Source organism: Gluconacetobacter johannae (assembly GCF_014174305.1).
GTDB lineage: Bacteria > Pseudomonadota > Alphaproteobacteria > Acetobacterales > Acetobacteraceae > Gluconacetobacter > Gluconacetobacter johannae.
The window spans coordinates 77976-95938 of sequence record NZ_JABEQH010000009.1; the positions used below are offsets into that span (position 1 = coordinate 77976).

Consider the following 17963-nt stretch of genomic DNA (forward strand, 5'->3'; position numbering starts at 1 on the left):
GGATATGACGATTTTTCCCGCGCAATGCAAGCGCCGGGGCGCGGGCGCTATCTCTGCTCCACCCTGCCGACGCCCTCGACGGCGCGAATCATATGGGCGATGCGCGGCGTCACCCGGTAGGCGCCGCTCAGCGTCACCTCGACATCGCGCGTCTCGGCGACCGACGGCAGCAGCACGATCCGCCCCCGCCCGCCGCGCTCCTCGGCCAGGATGGCGTGGATCGGGGCGATGGCGTCCTCGCGGTCGAACCAGACGCGCAGTTCGGCGGCGGCGTCGGCGGCCGCCTGTTCCAGCCCCACCACGTCGCTGGCGGTGATTCGCAGCGCCTCGCCATCCAGGCGCAGGTCCGCCGTCACCAGCACGGCATTGCCGGCCGTCAGCACCTCGCGCGAGCGGGACAGGACCTCGGAGAAGAACGTGACCTCGCATCCGCCGCTGGCGTCCGACAGCCGCACCCAGGCCATCTTGCTGCCGGTGCGGGTCGGGCGTTCCTTGCGGTCCACCACGCAGCCCGCGATCTTCACCCGCGTCAGCCCCGCCTGGGCCGCGGCCTCCAACCCGGTGGCGCGCACGGCGCCCAGGCGGCGCATCAGCGGGCCGTAGGAATCCAGCGGGTGGGCGGTCAGATGGAAGCCGATGGCCTCGGCCTCCATGCCCAGGCGCTCGAATTCCGGCCAGTCGGAAAGGACGGGCAAGCGCAGCGGCTCGGCCGCCGGGGTGTCGCCGCCGCCGCCGAACAGGCCGATCTGCCCGCTAGCGGCCTCCTGCGCCTGGGCGTTCGCCCGCCGCAGCACGGTCTCGGCCGCCGCCGCGACCAGCGCGCGATTGGGCACCATGGTGTCGAACGCCCCGGCCTTGGCCAGATTCTCGATCTGCATCTTGTTCAACTGGCGCGGGTCCACGCGCGCCGCCAGGTCGGCCAGGTCGGTGAAGGGCCGCGCGCCCCGCGCCGCGACCAGCGCCTCCATCGCCGAGAACCCGACCTTCTTGACCGCCGCCAGCGCGTAGCGAATGCCCAGCGTGCCGTCCGGCCGCCGTTCGACGGTGAAATCCGGCCCCGACGCATTGATGTCCGGCGGCAGGACGGAAATGCCCAGGCGCTCGGCCTCCTGCCGCAGGGCGGCCAGCTTGTCGGTCTTTTCACGCGCCAGCGACATGCAGGCCGCCAGGAAGGCCACGGGGTGGTTCGCCTTCATCCACGCCGTCTGGTACGACACCAGCGCATAGGCGGCGGCGTGCGACTTGTTGAACCCGTAGTCGGCGAACTTGGCCATCAGGTCGAACACCTCGACCGCCTTGTCGCGGTCGATGCCGCGCCCCACCGCGCCCTCGGTGAAGATCTCGCGCTGGGTGTCCATCTCCGCGCGGATCTTCTTGCCCATCGCGCGGCGCAGCAGGTCGGCCCCACCCAGGCTGTAGCCCGCCATCTTCTGGGCGATCTGCATCACCTGTTCCTGATAGACCATGATGCCGTAGGTCTCGGACAGGATGTCGCGGATTTCCTCGTGCGGGGGCTCCCAGGCCTCGCCGTGCTTGCGGCGGCAATAATCGGGAATGTTGGCCATCGGGCCGGGGCGGTAGAGCGCCACCGCCGCGATCAGGTCCTCCAGCCGCGTCGGGCGCATCTGCTTCAGGACGTCGCGCATGCCCGCGCCTTCGAACTGGAACACGCCGCCGGTGTCGCCCCGCGCCAGCATCTCGTACGTCAGGGCGTCGTCCAGCGGCAGCATCGACAGGTCGACCGTCACGTCGAGCCCTTTCAGGAACTGGACGGCGCGTTGCAGGATGGTCAGCGTCGTCAGGCCCAGGAAGTCGAACTTCACCAGCCCCGCCTGCTCGACGAACTTCATGTTGTACTGGGTGACCAGCATGTCGCTCTTGGGATCGCGATAGAGCGGGACCAGTTCCACCAGCTTCCGGTCGCCGATCACCACGCCGGCGGCGTGGGTGCTGGCGTGGCGGTACAGACCTTCCAGCTGCAGGCCGATTTCCATCAGCCGGCGCAGCGCCTCGTCGGTGTCGCGCATTTCCTGCAGGCGCGGTTCGCCGTCGATCGCCTGCTTCAGCGTCACCGGCTTGGCCGGGTTGTTCGGAATCAGTTCCGCGACCTTGTTGACCATGCCGAACGGCAGGCCCAGCACGCGGCCCACGTCGCGCACGGCGGCGCGGGCCTGCAATTTTCCGAAGGTGATGATCTGCGCCACCCGGTCCGGGCCATATTCGCCCCGGACATAGCGGATCACCTCATCCCGACGGTCCTGGCAGAAGTCGATATCGAAATCGGGCATCGACACGCGTTCGGGGTTCAGGAACCGCTCGAACAGCAGGTTGAAGGGAATCGGGTCGATATCGGTGATCGTCAGCGCCCACGCCGCCAGCGACCCTGCCCCCGACCCGCGTCCCGGCCCCACCGGGATGTCATGCGCCTTCGCCCACTGGATGAAGTCGGCAACGATCATGAAATAGCCGGGGAAACCCATCTTCGCGATGATATCCAGCTCGAACGTCAGGCGGTCCTGATAGAGCCGCCGGGTGTCGTCATCCGGGTTCAGCCGCTGCAACCGCTGGTCCAGCCCCGCGATCGCCATGGCGCGCAGGGTCTGCTCCTCGGTCGCGCCCGGCGCCACCTTGGGGCAGACCGGCAGCAGGGGCTTGCGCGTTTCCACCCGCACCGCGCACCGCCGGGCGATGGCCAGCGTATTGTCGCAGGCCTCGGGCAGGTCGGCGAACAGCGCCCGCATCGCCTCGGGCGGCTTGAACCAGTGTTCGGGCGTCACCCGCCAGCGGTCGCGCTCGGCCATCGTGCGGCCCTGCGCGATGCACAGCAGGGCGTCATGCGCCTCGTACATGTCGGGCCGGGGGAAGAAGCATTCGTTGGTGGCGACCAGCGGCAGGCCCCGCCGGTCGGCCAGCGCGATCATCCCCGGCTCCACCGCGCGCTCGACCGGCAGCCCGTGACGATGCAGTTCCACCACCAGCCGGTCGCCGAAGGATTCGTGCAGGCGGTCCAGCAGCCGGGCGGCCTCGTTCTCCTGCCCCTCGGCCAGCAGGCGGAACAGCGGGCCGCGCGTGCCGCCGGTCAGCAGGATCAGCCCTTCGGCGCGTTCGCACAGCAGGTCCAGCGGCACGGTCGGTTCCGCCGTGTCCCCTTGCAGGAAGCCCGACGAGGACAGGAATTGCAGGTTCAGCAGCCCGACGTCGTCCTGCGCCAGCAGCACCACCGGCTCGGCCGGCTGCCCCGGCTTGTCGCAGCGGGGCGGCAGGCCGACCTGGCAGCCGATGATCGGCTGCACCCCCTTGCCCGAGCAATATTGCGAAAATTCCAGCGCCCCGAACAGATTGCCGGTATCGGTGATCGCGGCCGCCGGCATCCGCATCTGCTGCGCCAGCGCCGCGATATCGGCAACCCGGATCGCCCCCTGGCTCAGGGAGTAGGCGGAATGGATGCGAAGATGGACGAAATCGGCATGGGACATGCCGTCATTGTATCACGACCCGTCCTGTCCCGCGCCGATTCTCCGCCCTGGCCGGGCAGGACAGGTCGGGCGTTGCCCGAACCCACCCATTACCCAGATCCGGGGCCTGAGGCCCTGGACCCCGATCGTCAGTCGGGCGACATCTCCACCAACCGTCCGTCGCACAGGGTCACCACCCGGTCCATGCGGGCGGCCAGCGCGGCATTGTGGGTGGCGATCAATGCCGCCACCCCCTCACCCCGCACCATCCGCAGCAGCTCATCGAACACCGCGTCGGACGTGTGGACGTCCAGGTTGCCGGTCGGTTCGTCCGCCAGCAGGATGCCGGGACGATTGGCCAGGGCGCGCGCGATGGCCACGCGCTGCTTCTCGCCGCCCGACAGGCGGCCGGGCAGATGCTCCAGCCGGTGCGCCAGCCCGAACGAACCCAGCAGCGCATCGGCACGCACCCGCGCGTCGGCACGGCGCACGCCCGCGATCATCTGCGGCAGCATCACGTTTTCCCGCGCCGTGAATTCGGGCAGCAGGTGATGGAACTGATAGACGAACCCGATCTGCCGGCGACGGATGGCCGTCCGCTCGCCATCGCCCAGGCGCCCGGCTTCCTCGCCGCCCACCACGACACGGCCGCGATCCGGCGCTTCCAGCAGGCCGGCCAGATGCAGCAGGGTGGATTTTCCGGTGCCCGACGGCGCGACCAGCGCCACGATCTCGCCCGCACGAAGCTCCAGATCCACGCCCCGCAGCACCTTCAGCGTCTCGTCCCCGCTGCGGAACGTGCGTTCCACACCGTCCAGAACCAGGGGGGCCACGTCGATTGCGGCCTTATTCATGACGCAGGGCCTCCACGGGGTCGGTCCGCGCCGCGCGCCAGGACGGGTAGAGCGTGGCCAGAAGCGACAGGACCAGCGCCATCACGATGACCTCGAACACCTGCGACCAGATCAGCTTCGCGGGCAGGTGCTCAAGGTAATAGATCTCGGGATTGAACAGGTTGGTGCCGGTCAGCGATTGCAGGACCTGGCGGATGCGCTCGATATTCAGGCTGAAGGCGATGCCCAGCGCCGTGCCCGCCGCCGTGCCCGTCACGCCCACCGAGGCCCCGCACATCAGGAAGATCCGCATGATCGCCCCCCGGCTGGCGCCGAGGGTACGCAGCACGGCGATGTCCCCGGTCTTGTCCTTCACCATCATAATCAGCGACGAGATGACGTTGAACGCCGCGACCAGGATAATCAGGGTCAGGATCAGGAACAGCACGTTCTGTTCCACCTGCACCGCGCCGAAGAAGGCGTTGTTGCTCTGTGTCCAGTCCAGCACCCGCAGGCGGGCATCCCCCAGCGCGCGCTCGATCTCCATGCGGATCGGCTGCACATTGGTCGCATCGCGGGTCGTGACCTGGATCTGCGTAACCTGGTCCGGCATCTCGAAATAGATCTGCGCGGCCGGCAGCGGCAGGAAGACGTAGCTGGCATTGTAATCGTTCATGCCGGCGTCGAAGATCCCCACCACATGATAGGCCCGCACGCGCGGCACGGTGCCGAACGCGGTCGCCGCCCCGTTCGGCGACACCAGCGTCAGCTTCGAGCCCACCGACAGGCCGGCCCGTTCGGCCAGGGTCACGCCGATGACGATCGCATCGTTGCCCTGGTAGCCGTCCAGCGACCCGGCGACCAGCGAACCGCTGATTTCATGCAGGTCGCGCAACCCCTGCTGCGTCATGCCCCGGACCAGGCCGCCGGTATTGTACGAACCGGAATTCAGCAGCACCTGACTCTCGATCAGCGGGGTCGCGGTCACCACGCCGGGGACCTGGCGCACCGTGGCCGCCAGATCGTCGTAATTCTGGATGGTCCGCGTCAGCCCGAAGACGCTCAGATCGCCGTTCAGCCCCAGGATCCGGCCCATCAGGTCGGCCTTGAAGCCGTTCATCACCGACATGACGATAATCAGCGTCGCCACCCCCAGCGCGATGCCGATCAGCGAGAAGATGGCGATCACCGAGACGAACCGTTCCCCCTTGCGCGCGCGCAGGTACCGGCCGGCCACCGCCCGTTCGAACGGACCGAACATCGTCAGGCCGCGGTCACGCGGACAATCGCCTCGTCCACCGTCAGTTCGAACCGCGCGCCGTCCTGCCGGCGCTTCAGTTCCACCTTGCCTTCCTTGGCCCCGCGCGGGCCGACGATGATCTGCCACGGATGGCCCATCAGGTCGGCGTCGGCGAATTTCACGCCCGCACGCTCGGCCCGGTCGTCGTACAGGAAGGCACCCGGCGCCGCCGCGTACAGCGTCTCGCAGATCGCATCGCAGGCGACGTCGCCGGTCTTCAGGTTCAGGATGGCCGCGCGGAACGGCGCCACGCTGTCGGGCCAGATGATCCCGTTCTCGTCATGGCTGGCCTCGATGATCGCGGCGACCAGGCGCGACACGCCGATGCCGTACGACCCCATCTCGGGATAGAGCGGCGCGCCGTCGGGGCCGCTGACGGTGATGTCCATCGATTCGGTGTATTTGCGGCCGAAATGGAAGATGTGGCCGACCTCGATGCCCCTGCCCTCGCGCCGGCGTTCGGCCGGGACGCTGGTCCAGGCGGATTCGTCATGCTTCTCGTCCGTCGCGGCATAGAACGAGGTCATGCGGGTGAAGAACGCATCCAGCGACTCGCGGTCGGCGATGTCCACCGGTTCGGACAGCCAGTCCTGATCCTCGAACGCGCCGTCGAAGAACACGCCGCTTTCGCCCGTGGGCGCCAGGATCAGGAATTCATGGCTCAGCTCACCGCCGATCGGGCCGGTATCGGCCACCATCGGGATCGCCTTGACGCCCAGACGCTGGAAGGTCCGCAGATAGGCCAGCATCATCCGCCGGTAGGTATCGACCGCCGAGGCATAATCGACGTCGAAGCTGTAGGCGTCCTTCATGTAGAATTCGCGCCCGCGCATCACCCCGAAACGGGGGCGGACCTCATCACGGAACTTCCACTGGATGTGGTACAGCACCTGCGGCAGTTCGCGGTACGATTTGACGACCTGGCCGAACAGGTCGGTAATCATCTCCTCGTTGGTCGGTCCGTACAGCAGGTCGCGCTCGTGCCGGTCCTGGATACGCAGCATCTCGGGCCCGTAGGCGTCGTAGCGGCCCGAGCGCTTCCACAATTCCGCCGGCTGGATCGTGGGCATCAGCAATTCCTGCGCCCCGATGGCGTCCTGTTCCTCGCGCACGATCCGGGCGATGTTCTGCAACACCCGCCATCCGGCCGGCAGCCAGGCATAGATCCCCGCCGACGTCTGGCGCACCAGGCCGGCCCGCAACATCAGGCGGTGGGAGATGATCTGCGCCTCGGCAGGGTTCTCCTTGAGAGTAGGCAGGAAGCCACGGGACAGACGCATGCCGTTATCAACCTCGAAAAACCGGCCAGTCGCCGGACGAATCGTAGAGCAGGAAAAGACGAATACGACAGAACCCGCAGGATCGCCACGCCGGCATCGCCATGGGGGTCCCGTTATGCACAACGAACTGTGAAGCCCAAACCCCGGCCTGGCACGTTCAACAAGTCCGTGAAGCAGGTGACAGGCCCGGTCGGGACTCCTACAGTCCCACCCGTCCAATCCGGTTGTCAGGATCTGCCGGGTTTAGGGAAAAAACGTCCGGGAACGGCAGAAAGGGCAAGCGCCTTTTCTGCCGTAATCCTGTGGGCCCGTCAGACGCGCAGCAGGTGAACGTCGACCAGCGGGCGCTTCTGCAATTTGCGCCCCAGCGCACGACGCAGGGCGGTCTTCGCGGCCTCGCGGAACGTGGTGTCGTCCCGGCGCAGTTCATCGGGGATCTCGTCCAGCGCGTCGCCGAATTCCTCGGTCATGCGGGCGGTTTCCGGGTCCTCGGGGTCCAGCAGGCCGGGCGCGCTGACCTTGGGGTCGCCGATCAGGTAGCCTTCGTCATCCACCGCGAAGCTGCCGATGACCATGCCGTTGAACAGCATGCGCCTGCGGGCGGCCAGCACGCCGCCGTTCATCGGCAGCAGGCGCCCGCCATCCAGCACCAGGCGGCCGGTCGGCGCGGTGTCCACGACCTCGACCGCGCCCGGCGACAGGTTCAGGATATCGCCGTCTTCCAGCAGGATCGGCGTCACGCCCTTTTCGCGCGCGATGGCCGCGTTGGCGGTCAGATGACGCCATTCGCCATGCACCGGCACCGCATAGCGCGGCCGCACCAGGTCGAACAGGCGGCGCACGTCGCCGCCGGTCGCATGGCCCGACACATGGACCAGATGGTCCCGGTCGGTCAGCACCCGCACGCCGCGCCGGGTCAGGTTGTCCTGCACCTGCATGACCGCCTGCTCGTTCCCCGGGATCATCCGGCTGCTGTAGATGACGGTATCGCCCTCGCCCAGCGAGATGTTGGGATGGGTATCACTGGCGATGCGCGACAGGGCGGAACGGGGTTCGCCCTGGCTGCCGGTGATAATCAGCACGATCGAATCATCCGCCACCGAATTGACCTCCTGTTCGGACAGGAAGGGCGGCACGTCGGACAGATAGCCGCATTCGCGCGCCGCCAGGTCGAGGTTACGCAGCGACCGGCCGACGATGGCGACCGACCGCCCCGCCGCCTGGGCGGCCTTGGCGATCGTCTCCACCCGCGCCACGTTGCTGGCGAAGCAGGTCACGGCGATCCGTCCCGTCAGCGACCCGATCAGGTCGGTCATGCCGCGGCGCACATCGGCCTCGGACGCCGACGGGCCTTCGGTCATCACGTTGGTGCTGTCGCACACCATGGCCAGGACGCCCTCATCCCCCAGCGCCTCGAACGCGGCGGTGTCGGTCGGCGGGCCGACCATCGGGGTGGGGTCCAGCTTCCAGTCGCCGGTGTGGACAATGACGCCGTGCGGCGTCCGCAGAACCAGCGCCTGGGCCTCGGGCACCGAATGGGTGACGGGGATGAAACCGATATCGAACGGCCCGACGTCGAAGCGCGCCCCCGGCGCGATCACATGGATCTTCACCTGCTGCTGCAGATGCGCCTCGCTCAGCTTGCGCCGCAGAACGGCGGCGGCGAAGGGCGTCGCATAGATCGGGCAGCCCAGGCGGGGCCACAGATGGGCCACCGCCCCCAGATGGTCCTCATGCGCGTGGGTGATGACCAGCCCCGCGAGGTCCTTCTTGCGCTCGACGATAAAGACCGGGTCGGGCATCAGGATCTCGGCCTCGGGCGTGTCGTTGCCGCTGAAACCGATACCGCAATCCACCGCCAGCCACGTGGACCCCAGCCTGTAGAGGTTGAGATTCATGCCGATCTCGCCCGTTCCGCCCAAAGGCAGAAAGGCCAGACCATCACTCACATCGTTCATAACCAATCCTTCTGTACCTTGAATCCTGCCAGTACCATGGCCGTTGCCGGTGTCCTGGCGTTGCCTGTCTTCACTCATCGCGGGCATGGAGTACGCCCGCCACAATCCACACCCCTTCGGGGGTCAATCACCTCGGTATCGGCCTGCATGGGCGCATTCGAAGCGCATCGGAGCCGGAGAACCATCGCCGGAACCCGGTTCGGGTTCGTCCTGGCCATCCTCTCGACGAGCACCCCGATCCACCGCCGGACCGTACCTGCCGTTATGTCGCCGCCGCGATTCCGCCGCCGGCCGGAGGCGCCGTCGCCCCCCGGTCCAGCAGCAGGATCTCGCCGGCTGAAATCCGTCTCGTCCCGTCGGCACACCGCAGCAGGAGCAGTCCCTGCGCGTCGAGACCTTCGAACGAACCTTCTACCTGCCCGCTTTCCCCGCGCACCACAAGCCTTGTCCCCAAGGGGTGGGCGCGGTCCAGCCACGCCTGCCGGATCGGGGCGAAGCCCGCGCCCGCACAGATCGCCATCCAGCGGTCCAGCCCGTCGCAGATCCCCTGCGCCACGACGTCGGGCGCGGGCGGCGGACCATGCTCCGCGACACAGGCCAGATCGCGGCCGGGAATGGGGGGAGCCACGCGCAGATTGGCGCCGAACCCGATGACCACCCACCGCCCACCGGGATCTCCCCCGGATTCGATCAGGATGCCGGCGGCCTTACGCCCGTCCAGCAGCACATCGTTCGGCCATTTCAGTCGCATGCAGTCCGGGTCGGGGATCCACGGCGCCAGTGCGTCGTAAAACGCCAGGCTGGCGATAAAGGGCCACAGACCCGCTGGCCAGGCCCCTTCCCCCTCGGGCCGCAGCAGCACGGAAAAGGCCAGGTTGCCCCCGGGGTCCTGCCAGTCCCGCCCCCGGCTGCCCCGGCCGCGAAGCTGCCGCCGGGCCAGGACGGCCAGGCCGGCGGCCTCGCCCGCCTGGGCGCGCTCCAGGCATAAGTCGGAGGTCGATCCCAGTTCGTCGTGGATGTCCAGCCGCCAGGGCGTCACCTGAACAAGGCCGCCGCCGCCGCCTGCGCCGCCGTCGAGACCGGGCCCAGCACCAGCAGGAAGCCGACTGTCGCGACCCCCATGCCCAGCGACACGAACGACAGCGACAGCGGCCGCCGGTCGAAGGCCGGCGCGGCCTCGTCGAAGAACATCACCTTCACGATACGCACGTAATAGAACGCCCCGATCACGCTGCTGACGACGCCGATCGCCGCCAGGGCATACAGATGGGCATTGACCGCCGCGTAGAACACCATCAGCTTGCCGAAAAATCCGGCCAGCGGCGGGGCGCCCGCCATGCTGAACATGAAGATCGCCATCGCCATCGCCAGCCCCGGATCGGTCCTGCCCAGGCCCGACAGGTCGGCGATGGCGGTGACGCCACGCCCCTTGCGGCGCATGGCGATAATCACCGCGAACGCCCCCACGTTCATCAGCAGGTAGGTCGTCAGATAGACCAGCGTGCCACGCATGCCCTCGGCCGTACCGGCGCTCAGCCCCATCAGCGCGTAGCCCATGTGGCCGATCGACGAATAGGCCATCAGCCGCTTGATGTCGGTCTGCGGGATCGCCGCCAGCGACCCGAACAGCATGGAGACGATGGAAATCCCCTCGACCAGGATCTGCCATTGCGGCGAGACATGCCCGAACGGCCCGGCCATCACCCGCAGCAGCAGGGCGAACGCCGCGATCTTGGGCGCGCCGGCCATGAAGGCCGTCACCGAACTCGGCGCCCCCTGGTAGACGTCGGGCGTCCACATATGGAACGGCACCGCCGACAGCTTGAAGGCCAGCCCCGCCAGCATGAAGACGATCCCGAACATCAGGCCCATCGGCACGGCCGAGGTCGTGCTCATCGCCGTCTGGATGCCACCATATTCAAGCGTCCCCGCGAAGCCGTAGACCAGCGCGATGCCGTACAGCAGCAGGCCCGACGCCAGCGACCCCAGGACGAAATACTTCAGTCCGGCCTCGGCCCCCGCCACCTCGTCCCGCGCGAAGGCGCACAGGATGTAGATGGCCAGCGAGGACAGTTCCAGGCCGATGAACAGGGTCATCAGATTCTCGGACGACGCCATCATCATGGTGCCCAGCGTCGAGAACAGCAGCAGAACGGGAAATTCGAACCGTTCGACCTTCATCTCGCGGGCATAGCCGACCGTCAGCATGGTCGCCAGCCCCCCGCCCGCCAGGCTGAGGATCTTCATGAAGCGCGAGAAATCGTCATTGACGAAGATATGGTTGTACCCGACCCCGTCCCTGGACGTCAGGACCAGGAAACCGGTCACCAGGAACGCGCCGATCGTCAGCATGGAGCAGGAGAAGAAGGATTGCTCCTTCTGCACCACGCCGTAGACCAGGATGGCAAGGCCGCAGACCGTCAGCACGATTTCCGGCAGGGCAAGTGTCCAGTTCATCGATTCACACCCGTTTCCCGGAGATCAGTGGAAGATCAGCATGGTGGTGACGAGCACCACCAGGCCGATCAGCATCGTGAAGGCATAGACCGCGATCGACCCGGTCTGGGTCCGCACCGCCTGGCCGGCGGTACCCACCGTCATGCGGGCCAGTCCCTGCGGGATGCCTTCGATCACGCCCTCGTCCGCGCCCTTCCACAACAGGCGCGCCAGCGCGCGGTAGGGACGGACGAAGATCAGGTCATAGAGTTCGTCGAAATACCATTTGTTCAGCAGGAACAGGTACAGCGGCCGCAGGCTGGCCGCCAGCGTCGCTGGAATGGCGGGGCTGGCGATGTAGCACACGTAGGCGACCAGGATGCCGGCCACCCCCGCGAACGTCGGCATCAGCGCGATCAGTTCGGGCGTCTGCTCCAGCGTCTCGACGATCGTGTTGCCCGGGGCGTTGACGATGGCGCCGTTCCAGAAGGCCGCCTGGCCGGAGCCGACATAGTACGGCGCAAGAAGGATGCCGCCCAGCACCGCGCCGATGCCCAGCAGCACCAGCGGCAGCGTCATCGAGACCGGGCTTTCATGCGCGCCTTCATACAGATGCGGGTCGCGCGGCGTGCCGTGGAAGACCAGGAACAGCAGGCGCCAGCTATACAGCGCCGTCAGGAAGGCGGTCACGCAGCCCAGCGTCCAGGCGTAGAACCCCAGGCCGCTGTGCGCCATCCAGGCCGCTTCCAGGATCGCATCCTTCGACCAGTAGCCCGCGAAGGGAAAGATGCCCGCCAGCGCCAGGCTGCCCGCCCACATCGCGCCATAGGTCAGCGGGATCTTCTTCCACAGGCCGCCCATGCGGAACATGTCCTGTTCGTCGTGGACGGCGTGGATGACCGAACCCGCGCCCAGGAACAGCAGCGCCTTGAAGAACGCATGCGTCGTCAGGTGGAACATGGAGGCCTGGTACGCCCCCACCCCGGCCGCGACGAACATGTAGCCAAGCTGCGAACAGGTGGAATAGGCGATCGTCCGCTTGATGTCCGGCTGCACCAGCCCGACCGTCGCGGCGAAGAAACAGGTCGTCGCCCCGATGAACAGGATGAAGGCCTTGGTCGCGGGCGCGAATTCGATCAGCGGCGACATGCGCGCCATCAGGAACACGCCGGCGGTCACCATGGTCGCCGCATGGATCAGGGCGGACACCGGCGTGGGCCCTTCCATCGCATCCGGCAGCCAGGTGTGCAGGAACAGCTGCGCCGACTTGCCCATCGCACCGATGAACAGCAGCATGCAGATGATCTCGTAGACCCGGTGGGTGCCGAACAGCATGTAGGTGTCGTCCCCATGCGCGGGAACCAGGGCAAAGATGTTGTCGTAGGTGACCGAGCCGAATTCGACGAACAGCAGGGCGATCCCCACCATGAAGAAAAGGTCGGCGACGCGGTTGACCACGAAGGCCTTGATCGCCGCATTGACCGCGCTGGGCCGGTCGTACCAGTAGCCGATCAGCAGGTAGCTGGCCAGGCCGACCCCTTCCCACCCGAAGAACAGCTGCACCAGGTCGTTGGACGTGACCAGCATCAGCATCGCGAAGGTAAAGAGCGAAAGGTACGAGAAGAACCGGTAGGTCGGCGTCGTCTCATGCCCCATGTAGCCGGTGCTGTAGAGATGCACGAGCGCCGACACGCCGGTCACCATCGCCACCATCGACAGCGACAGCGTGTCCAGGCGTAGCGTCCAGGCGGCATGGAAGCTGCCCGCGCGGATCCAGTCGGCCAACAGCACGACCACCGGTGTCGCCCCGGACTGCAACGCCAGCCCCAGCGCGCCGATCCCGCACAGGGCAGCCACGATCATCAGGCCCGTCGTCAGGATCTGGGCCAACCCGTCACCGATCAGCCGACCGAACAGCCCCGCCACGACCGAGGCGAACAGGGGGCCGAGAACCGCGATCTCGAAAAGGTAGGATGCCGTTTCCATGATCCGCTCAACCCTTCATCATCGTAATGTCTTCGACCTCGATCGACCCGCGATTGCGGAAATAGACGGTCACGATCGCAAGCCCGATCGCGGATTCGGCGGCCGCGATGGTCAGGACGAACAAGGTGAAGACCTGCCCCGACAGATCGCCGAGCGCCGACGAGAACGCGACGAAGTTCAGATTGGCCGACAGCAGGATCAGCTCGATCGACATCAGGATGATGATGACGTTCTTGCGGTTCAGGAAAATCCCGAAGACGCCCAGCACCAGCAGGATGGCGCTGACCGTCAGGTACGGGCCGATGCCGATGCTTCCCAGTCCGCCGGTCATTGGCCCAGCCCTCCCTTCCTGTCGTCGCCGGCCGGGGCGGCCTGGGGCACGGCCTCGGCCGTCACCCCGTACGATCCGGGGACCGAAGCGACGTAATAGGATTTGTCCGGTCGGCGGAAACCGCCGAGTTCCGCGACGCCCCGCCCCAGCGGCAGGGCCATCATCTCGACCGATTCCGCGGCCGTGCGTTCATGCTGGCGGTCGATATTCTGCCGCCGTCCCATCGGGCGCTCGCGCAGGGTCAGCACGATGGCGCCGATCATGGCCACCAGCAGCACGACGCCGCAGGCTTCGAACAGGAAGACGTAATGGGTATACAGCACGTCCCCCAGCGCCGCCGTGTTGGTCCGGCCCGGCGCCGGCACCAGATGGGGCACGTCGGCGATGTTGGCCGCGATCCGCCAGTGCCCGAACGCCAGCGCCAGTTCCGCGAACAGCACGCCGCCGACCGCCGCCCCGAAGGGGGCGTAGCGCTGCAATCCCTCGCGCATCCGGGTGAAGCGCACATCCAGCATCATCACGACGAACAGGAACAGCACCGCGACCGCGCCGACATAGACGATGACCAGGATCATCGCCAGGAACTCGGCCCCCGCGATCAGGAACAACCCTGCCGCGTTGAAGAAGGCCAGGATCAGGAACAGAACGGAATGGACCGGGTTGCGGGCGCTGACCACCATTCCGGCCGACAGGACCAGCACCGTCGCGAAGACATAGAAGACGATTTGGGTCATTGTCGCTGACCTTGCTGCCGCATGGATTTTTCCTCCTCCAGCCGGGGGCCGGATCTCTCAACGATAAGGCGCATCGAGTTCCAGCCGCCGCGCCAGGACGCTCTCCCAGCGATCGCCGTTGGCGAGCAGCTTGTCCTTGTTGTACATGAGCTCCTCCCGCGTTTCGGTCGCGAACTCGTAATTCGGCCCCTCGACGATCGCATCCACCGGGCAGGCTTCCTCGCACAGGCCGCAATAGATGCATTTCGTCATGTCGATGTCGTAGCGCGTGGTGCGCCGCGACCCGTCGTCACGGGGTTCGGATTCGATGGTGATGGCTTCCGCCGGGCACGTCGCCTCGCACAGTTTGCAGGCGATGCAGCGTTCCTCGCCATTGGGGTAGCGGCGCAGTGCGTGCTCGCCCCGGAAGCGGGGCGACAGCGGCCCCTTTTCGTAAGGATAGTTGATCGTCGCCTTGGGCTTGAAGAAGGCCCGCAGCGTCGCCCCCATCCCGGCCACCAGTTCGGCCAGAAGGAAGGAACGGACCGTCCGGTCGAGATGTCCCATCAGCTTGCTCCTCCCTGGGGCAGCAGCCCGGTGGCCAGCAGGAAGCCTGCCGTCAGCACCATCCAGACCAGCGAGAACGGAAGGAACACCTTCCATCCCAGCCGCATGAGCTGGTCGTAGCGGTAGCGCGGGAACGTCGCGCGCACCCAGATGAAGACGAACAGGCAGAACAGGATTTTCGCGATCAGCCACAGCGGCCCCGGAATCCAGGTGAATGGCGCAAGCCCCACCGGCGGCAGCCAGCCGCCCAGGAACAGGATGCTGACCATGCCCGACATCAGGAACATGTTGGCGTATTCGCCAAGGAAGAACAGGCCGAAGGCCAGCGCCGAATATTCGACGAAGAAGCCGGCCACCAGCTCGCTCTCGCCTTCGGGCAGATCAAACGGCGCGCGGTTGGTTTCCGCCAGCGCCGAAATGAAGAAGACGATGAACATCGGAAACATCGGCAGGCAGAACCAGACATGGCGCTGCGCCAGCACGATGTCGTTCAGGTTCAGGCTGCCGACCGCCAGCAGGACCGAGACGATGACCAGGCCGATCGAGACCTCGTACGACACCATCTGCGCCGCCGATCGCAGGCCGCCGAGGAAGGCGTATTTCGAATTGGACGCCCACCCCGCGATCAGGATTCCGTAGACCCCCAGCGACGAGATCGCCAACAGGTACAGGATGCCCACATTGATGTTCGCCACCGCCCAGCCGTTGTTGGTGGGAATGACCGCCCATGCGACCATCGCCAGCGAGAAGGTCAGGAACGGCGCGAACAGGAACAGAAACCGGTTCGCCCCGGACGGGATCACCGTTTCCTTGGTTATCATCTTGATCGCGTCGGCAAAGGCCTGGAGCACCCCGAACGGGCCGTTCACGTTCGGCCCCTTGCGAAGCTGCATCGCAGCCATGACCTTGCGCTCGGCCAGGGTCAGGTACGCCACCCCCAGCAGCAGGGGCACCAGGACCGCCAGGGCCTCGAGGACCGTCAGAATAACCTGGCCGATCAGGGTGTGCAGAAAGAAATGCGCCACGTCGCCTTACTCCGCCGCCACCGTCCGGGGATGGACATAGATCCGCGAACATTCGCCCATCGTCGGGCTGGCCCGGCAGATGGGGTTGGTCTGATAATAATCGTCGATCACCGGCTGGAACGGCGCCGGCGACACGGCGGCCGGGTCGCCGGCCGGCCCCGTCAGGTCGGACACGCCGGCCACGTCACGGCCGCCGATGACGCGGAAGACCGGGTTGGCCGCCGCCAGGCGGTCCCGCAGGGCCTCGAGCGTGTCGTAGGGCAGCGTCTTGCCGACGACCTCGGAAAACGCCCGCAGGATCCGCCAGTCCTCGCGCGCGTCGCCCGGCGGCATGACCGCGCGGAACGATCGCTGGACCCGCCCCTCGGTATTCACATAGGTGCCCGATTTCTCGGCGAAGCTGGCGCCGGGCAGGATCACGTCGGCCCGCGCGGCGGCGGCGTCGCCGTGATGCCCCTGGTAGACGACGAAGGTCTGCGCGCCGATCTGCGCCGTATGGAATTCATCGGCGCCCAGCAGCCACAGCACGTCCACGCCGCCGCTCATCATGCCCGCGGCGCTGCGTCCGCCCGAACCGGGCAGCAGGCCCAGGTCCAGGCCCGCCACGCGGCTGGCGGCGGTGTGCAGGACGTTGAAGCCGTTCCAGTCCGGCCCGACTGCCCCGACCTCCACCGCCAGCGCCCAGCAGGCCGCCAGGATCGCCCGCGCGTCCTCGCGTACCAGCGCACCGTGGCCGACGATCATCATCGGCCGCTTCGCCGCCTTCAGCACGTCGGCGAACGGATGGCTGCCGCTCCGCAGGTCGGCCAGGATGCCAGGCCCGTCACCCAGGATCTCGGCACGATAAGTCGGATCGGCGGTCGGCTCCCCGATCATCCCGATCGGGAAGCCGCCCCGCCCGGCGGCGACGAACCGCTTGCGGATCCGGGCATTGAGCACCGGCGCCTCCTGCCGGGGGACCGATCCCACGATCAGCAGGGCGTCCGCCTCCTCGATCCCGGCGATGCCGCTGCCGAACGTATAGAATTCCCGGCGGGACACGTCGTACTGTGCGCCGTCCTGGCGGCAGTCGACGTTGGACGACCCCAGCGCCGTCATCAGGTCCTTCAGCGCCAGCATGCTTTCGGCATCGCACAGATCACCGACGATCGCGCCGATCCGCTCGCCCGCCACGCCATCCAGCCGGCGTCCGATCGCGACGAACGCATCCTGCCACGAGACGGGTTGCAGCTTGCCGTGGACGCGCACCCACGGGCGGTCCAGCCGCCGATGCTTCAGCCCGTCCATCGCGAAGCGGCCCTTGTCGGCCAGCCACTCCTCGTTCACCTCGTCATTGACGCGGGGCACGATACGCAGCACGGCGCTGCCACGGACGTGCAGGCTGGTATTGGTGCCGACGGCGTCGAACACGTCGATCGAATCGGTCCTCTTCAGCTCCCACGGGCGGGCGGTGAAGGCATAGGGCTTGGAGGTCAGCGCGCCGACCGGGCAGATGTCGATCAAATTCCCCGACAGTTCCGAGGTCAGGGCCTTTTCGACATAGTTGGTGATTTCCATGTTTTCGCCGCGCGACACGGCGCCCAGTTCGGGCACGCCCGCGATCTCGGTCGCGAAACGGACGCAGCGCGTGCACTGGATGCAGCGCGTCATCACCGTCTTGACCAGCGGGCCGAGATATTTGTCCGTCACCGCCCGCTTGGCTTCCTGGTAGCGCGAATGGTCCGCGCCATAGCCGAACGCCTGGTCCTGCAGATCGCACTCGCCGCCCTGGTCGCAGATCGGACAATCCAGCGGATGGTTGATGAGCAGGAATTCCATCACCGCGCGCCGCGCCTTGCGGACGATTTCGGTGTCGGTCAGGATTTCCATCCCTTCCGCCACCGGAAAGCCGCAGGACGCCACGGGCTTGGGCGCACGCACCACCTGCACCAGGCACATGCGGCAATTGCCCGCGACCGACAGCCGTTCGTGGAAACAGAAACGCGGGATTTCCTTGCCCGCGGCCTCGCACGCCTGCAGCGCGCTGGACCCGTTGGGAACCTCCACCTGGATTCCGTCGACGGTAACCTTCACCATCGC

The 17963-nt window shown here is 67.0% G+C and carries 13 protein-coding genes; all 13 read right to left on the reverse strand.

The genetic code is table 11. The features are described from left to right. Window positions 1–47: 47 nt before the first annotated feature. The 13 genes from dnaE to nuoG all read right to left on the reverse strand — a co-directional run bounded on the left by dnaE (window position 48) and on the right by nuoG (window position 17960). Window positions 48–3476, reverse strand: coding sequence for a DNA polymerase III subunit alpha (dnaE, locus tag HLH21_RS08135; protein WP_182943130.1), 3429 nt, complete (start codon window positions 3474–3476; stop codon window positions 48–50). A gap of 128 nt (window positions 3477–3604) precedes the next feature. Further along, window positions 3605–4309, reverse strand: coding sequence for an ABC transporter ATP-binding protein (locus HLH21_RS08140; protein ID WP_182943132.1), 705 nt, complete (start codon window positions 4307–4309; stop codon window positions 3605–3607). Next, entirely contained in the window at window positions 4302–5549 is a 1248-nt protein-coding gene (locus HLH21_RS08145; protein WP_182943134.1) for a lipoprotein-releasing ABC transporter permease subunit, read from the reverse strand. The genes HLH21_RS08140 and HLH21_RS08145 overlap by 8 nt, the downstream gene beginning before the upstream one ends. Window positions 5550–5551: 2 nt before the next feature. Then, on the reverse strand, window positions 5552–6868 hold the full coding sequence (gene proS / locus HLH21_RS08150) for a proline--tRNA ligase (protein WP_182943136.1): 1317 nt from the start codon (window positions 6866–6868) through the stop codon (window positions 5552–5554). Window positions 6869–7179: 311 nt separating this feature from the next. Further along, entirely contained in the window at window positions 7180–8826 is a 1647-nt protein-coding gene (locus tag HLH21_RS08155; protein ID WP_182943138.1) for a ribonuclease J, read from the reverse strand. A gap of 262 nt (window positions 8827–9088) precedes the next feature. Then, complete coding sequence (locus HLH21_RS08160) at window positions 9089–9865, reverse strand: biotin--[acetyl-CoA-carboxylase] ligase (protein WP_182943140.1); 777 nt, start codon at window positions 9863–9865, stop codon at window positions 9089–9091. Continuing rightward, window positions 9862–11283, reverse strand: a complete 1422-nt coding sequence (gene nuoN / locus HLH21_RS08165; RefSeq protein WP_182943142.1) for an NADH-quinone oxidoreductase subunit NuoN — start codon at window positions 11281–11283, stop codon at window positions 9862–9864. Before nuoN ends, HLH21_RS08160 begins: the two co-directional genes overlap by 4 nt. Window positions 11284–11307: 24 nt before the next feature. After that, the gene (gene nuoL / locus HLH21_RS08170) at window positions 11308–13248 is read right to left on the reverse strand and encodes an NADH-quinone oxidoreductase subunit L (RefSeq protein WP_182943144.1); all 1941 of its coding nucleotides are present in this window, start codon (window positions 13246–13248) and stop codon (window positions 11308–11310) included. Window positions 13249–13255: 7 nt separating this feature from the next. Next, a complete protein-coding gene (nuoK, locus tag HLH21_RS08175) occupies window positions 13256–13579 on the reverse strand; it encodes an NADH-quinone oxidoreductase subunit NuoK (RefSeq protein ID WP_012227311.1) in 324 nt (107 codons plus the stop codon). Further along, entirely contained in the window at window positions 13576–14313 is a 738-nt protein-coding gene (locus HLH21_RS08180; protein ID WP_182943146.1) for an NADH-quinone oxidoreductase subunit J, read from the reverse strand. The genes nuoK and HLH21_RS08180 overlap by 4 nt, the downstream gene beginning before the upstream one ends. Window positions 14314–14370: 57 nt before the next feature. Continuing rightward, on the reverse strand, window positions 14371–14859 hold the full coding sequence (gene nuoI / locus HLH21_RS08185) for an NADH-quinone oxidoreductase subunit NuoI (protein WP_182943148.1): 489 nt from the start codon (window positions 14857–14859) through the stop codon (window positions 14371–14373). Continuing rightward, a complete protein-coding gene (nuoH, locus tag HLH21_RS08190) occupies window positions 14859–15884 on the reverse strand; it encodes an NADH-quinone oxidoreductase subunit NuoH (RefSeq protein WP_182943150.1) in 1026 nt (341 codons plus the stop codon). The genes nuoI and nuoH overlap by 1 nt, the downstream gene beginning before the upstream one ends. Window positions 15885–15890: 6 nt before the next feature. Beyond that, a complete protein-coding gene (gene nuoG / locus HLH21_RS08195) occupies window positions 15891–17960 on the reverse strand; it encodes an NADH-quinone oxidoreductase subunit NuoG (protein ID WP_182943152.1) in 2070 nt (689 codons plus the stop codon). Window positions 17961–17963: the final 3 nt, after the last annotated feature.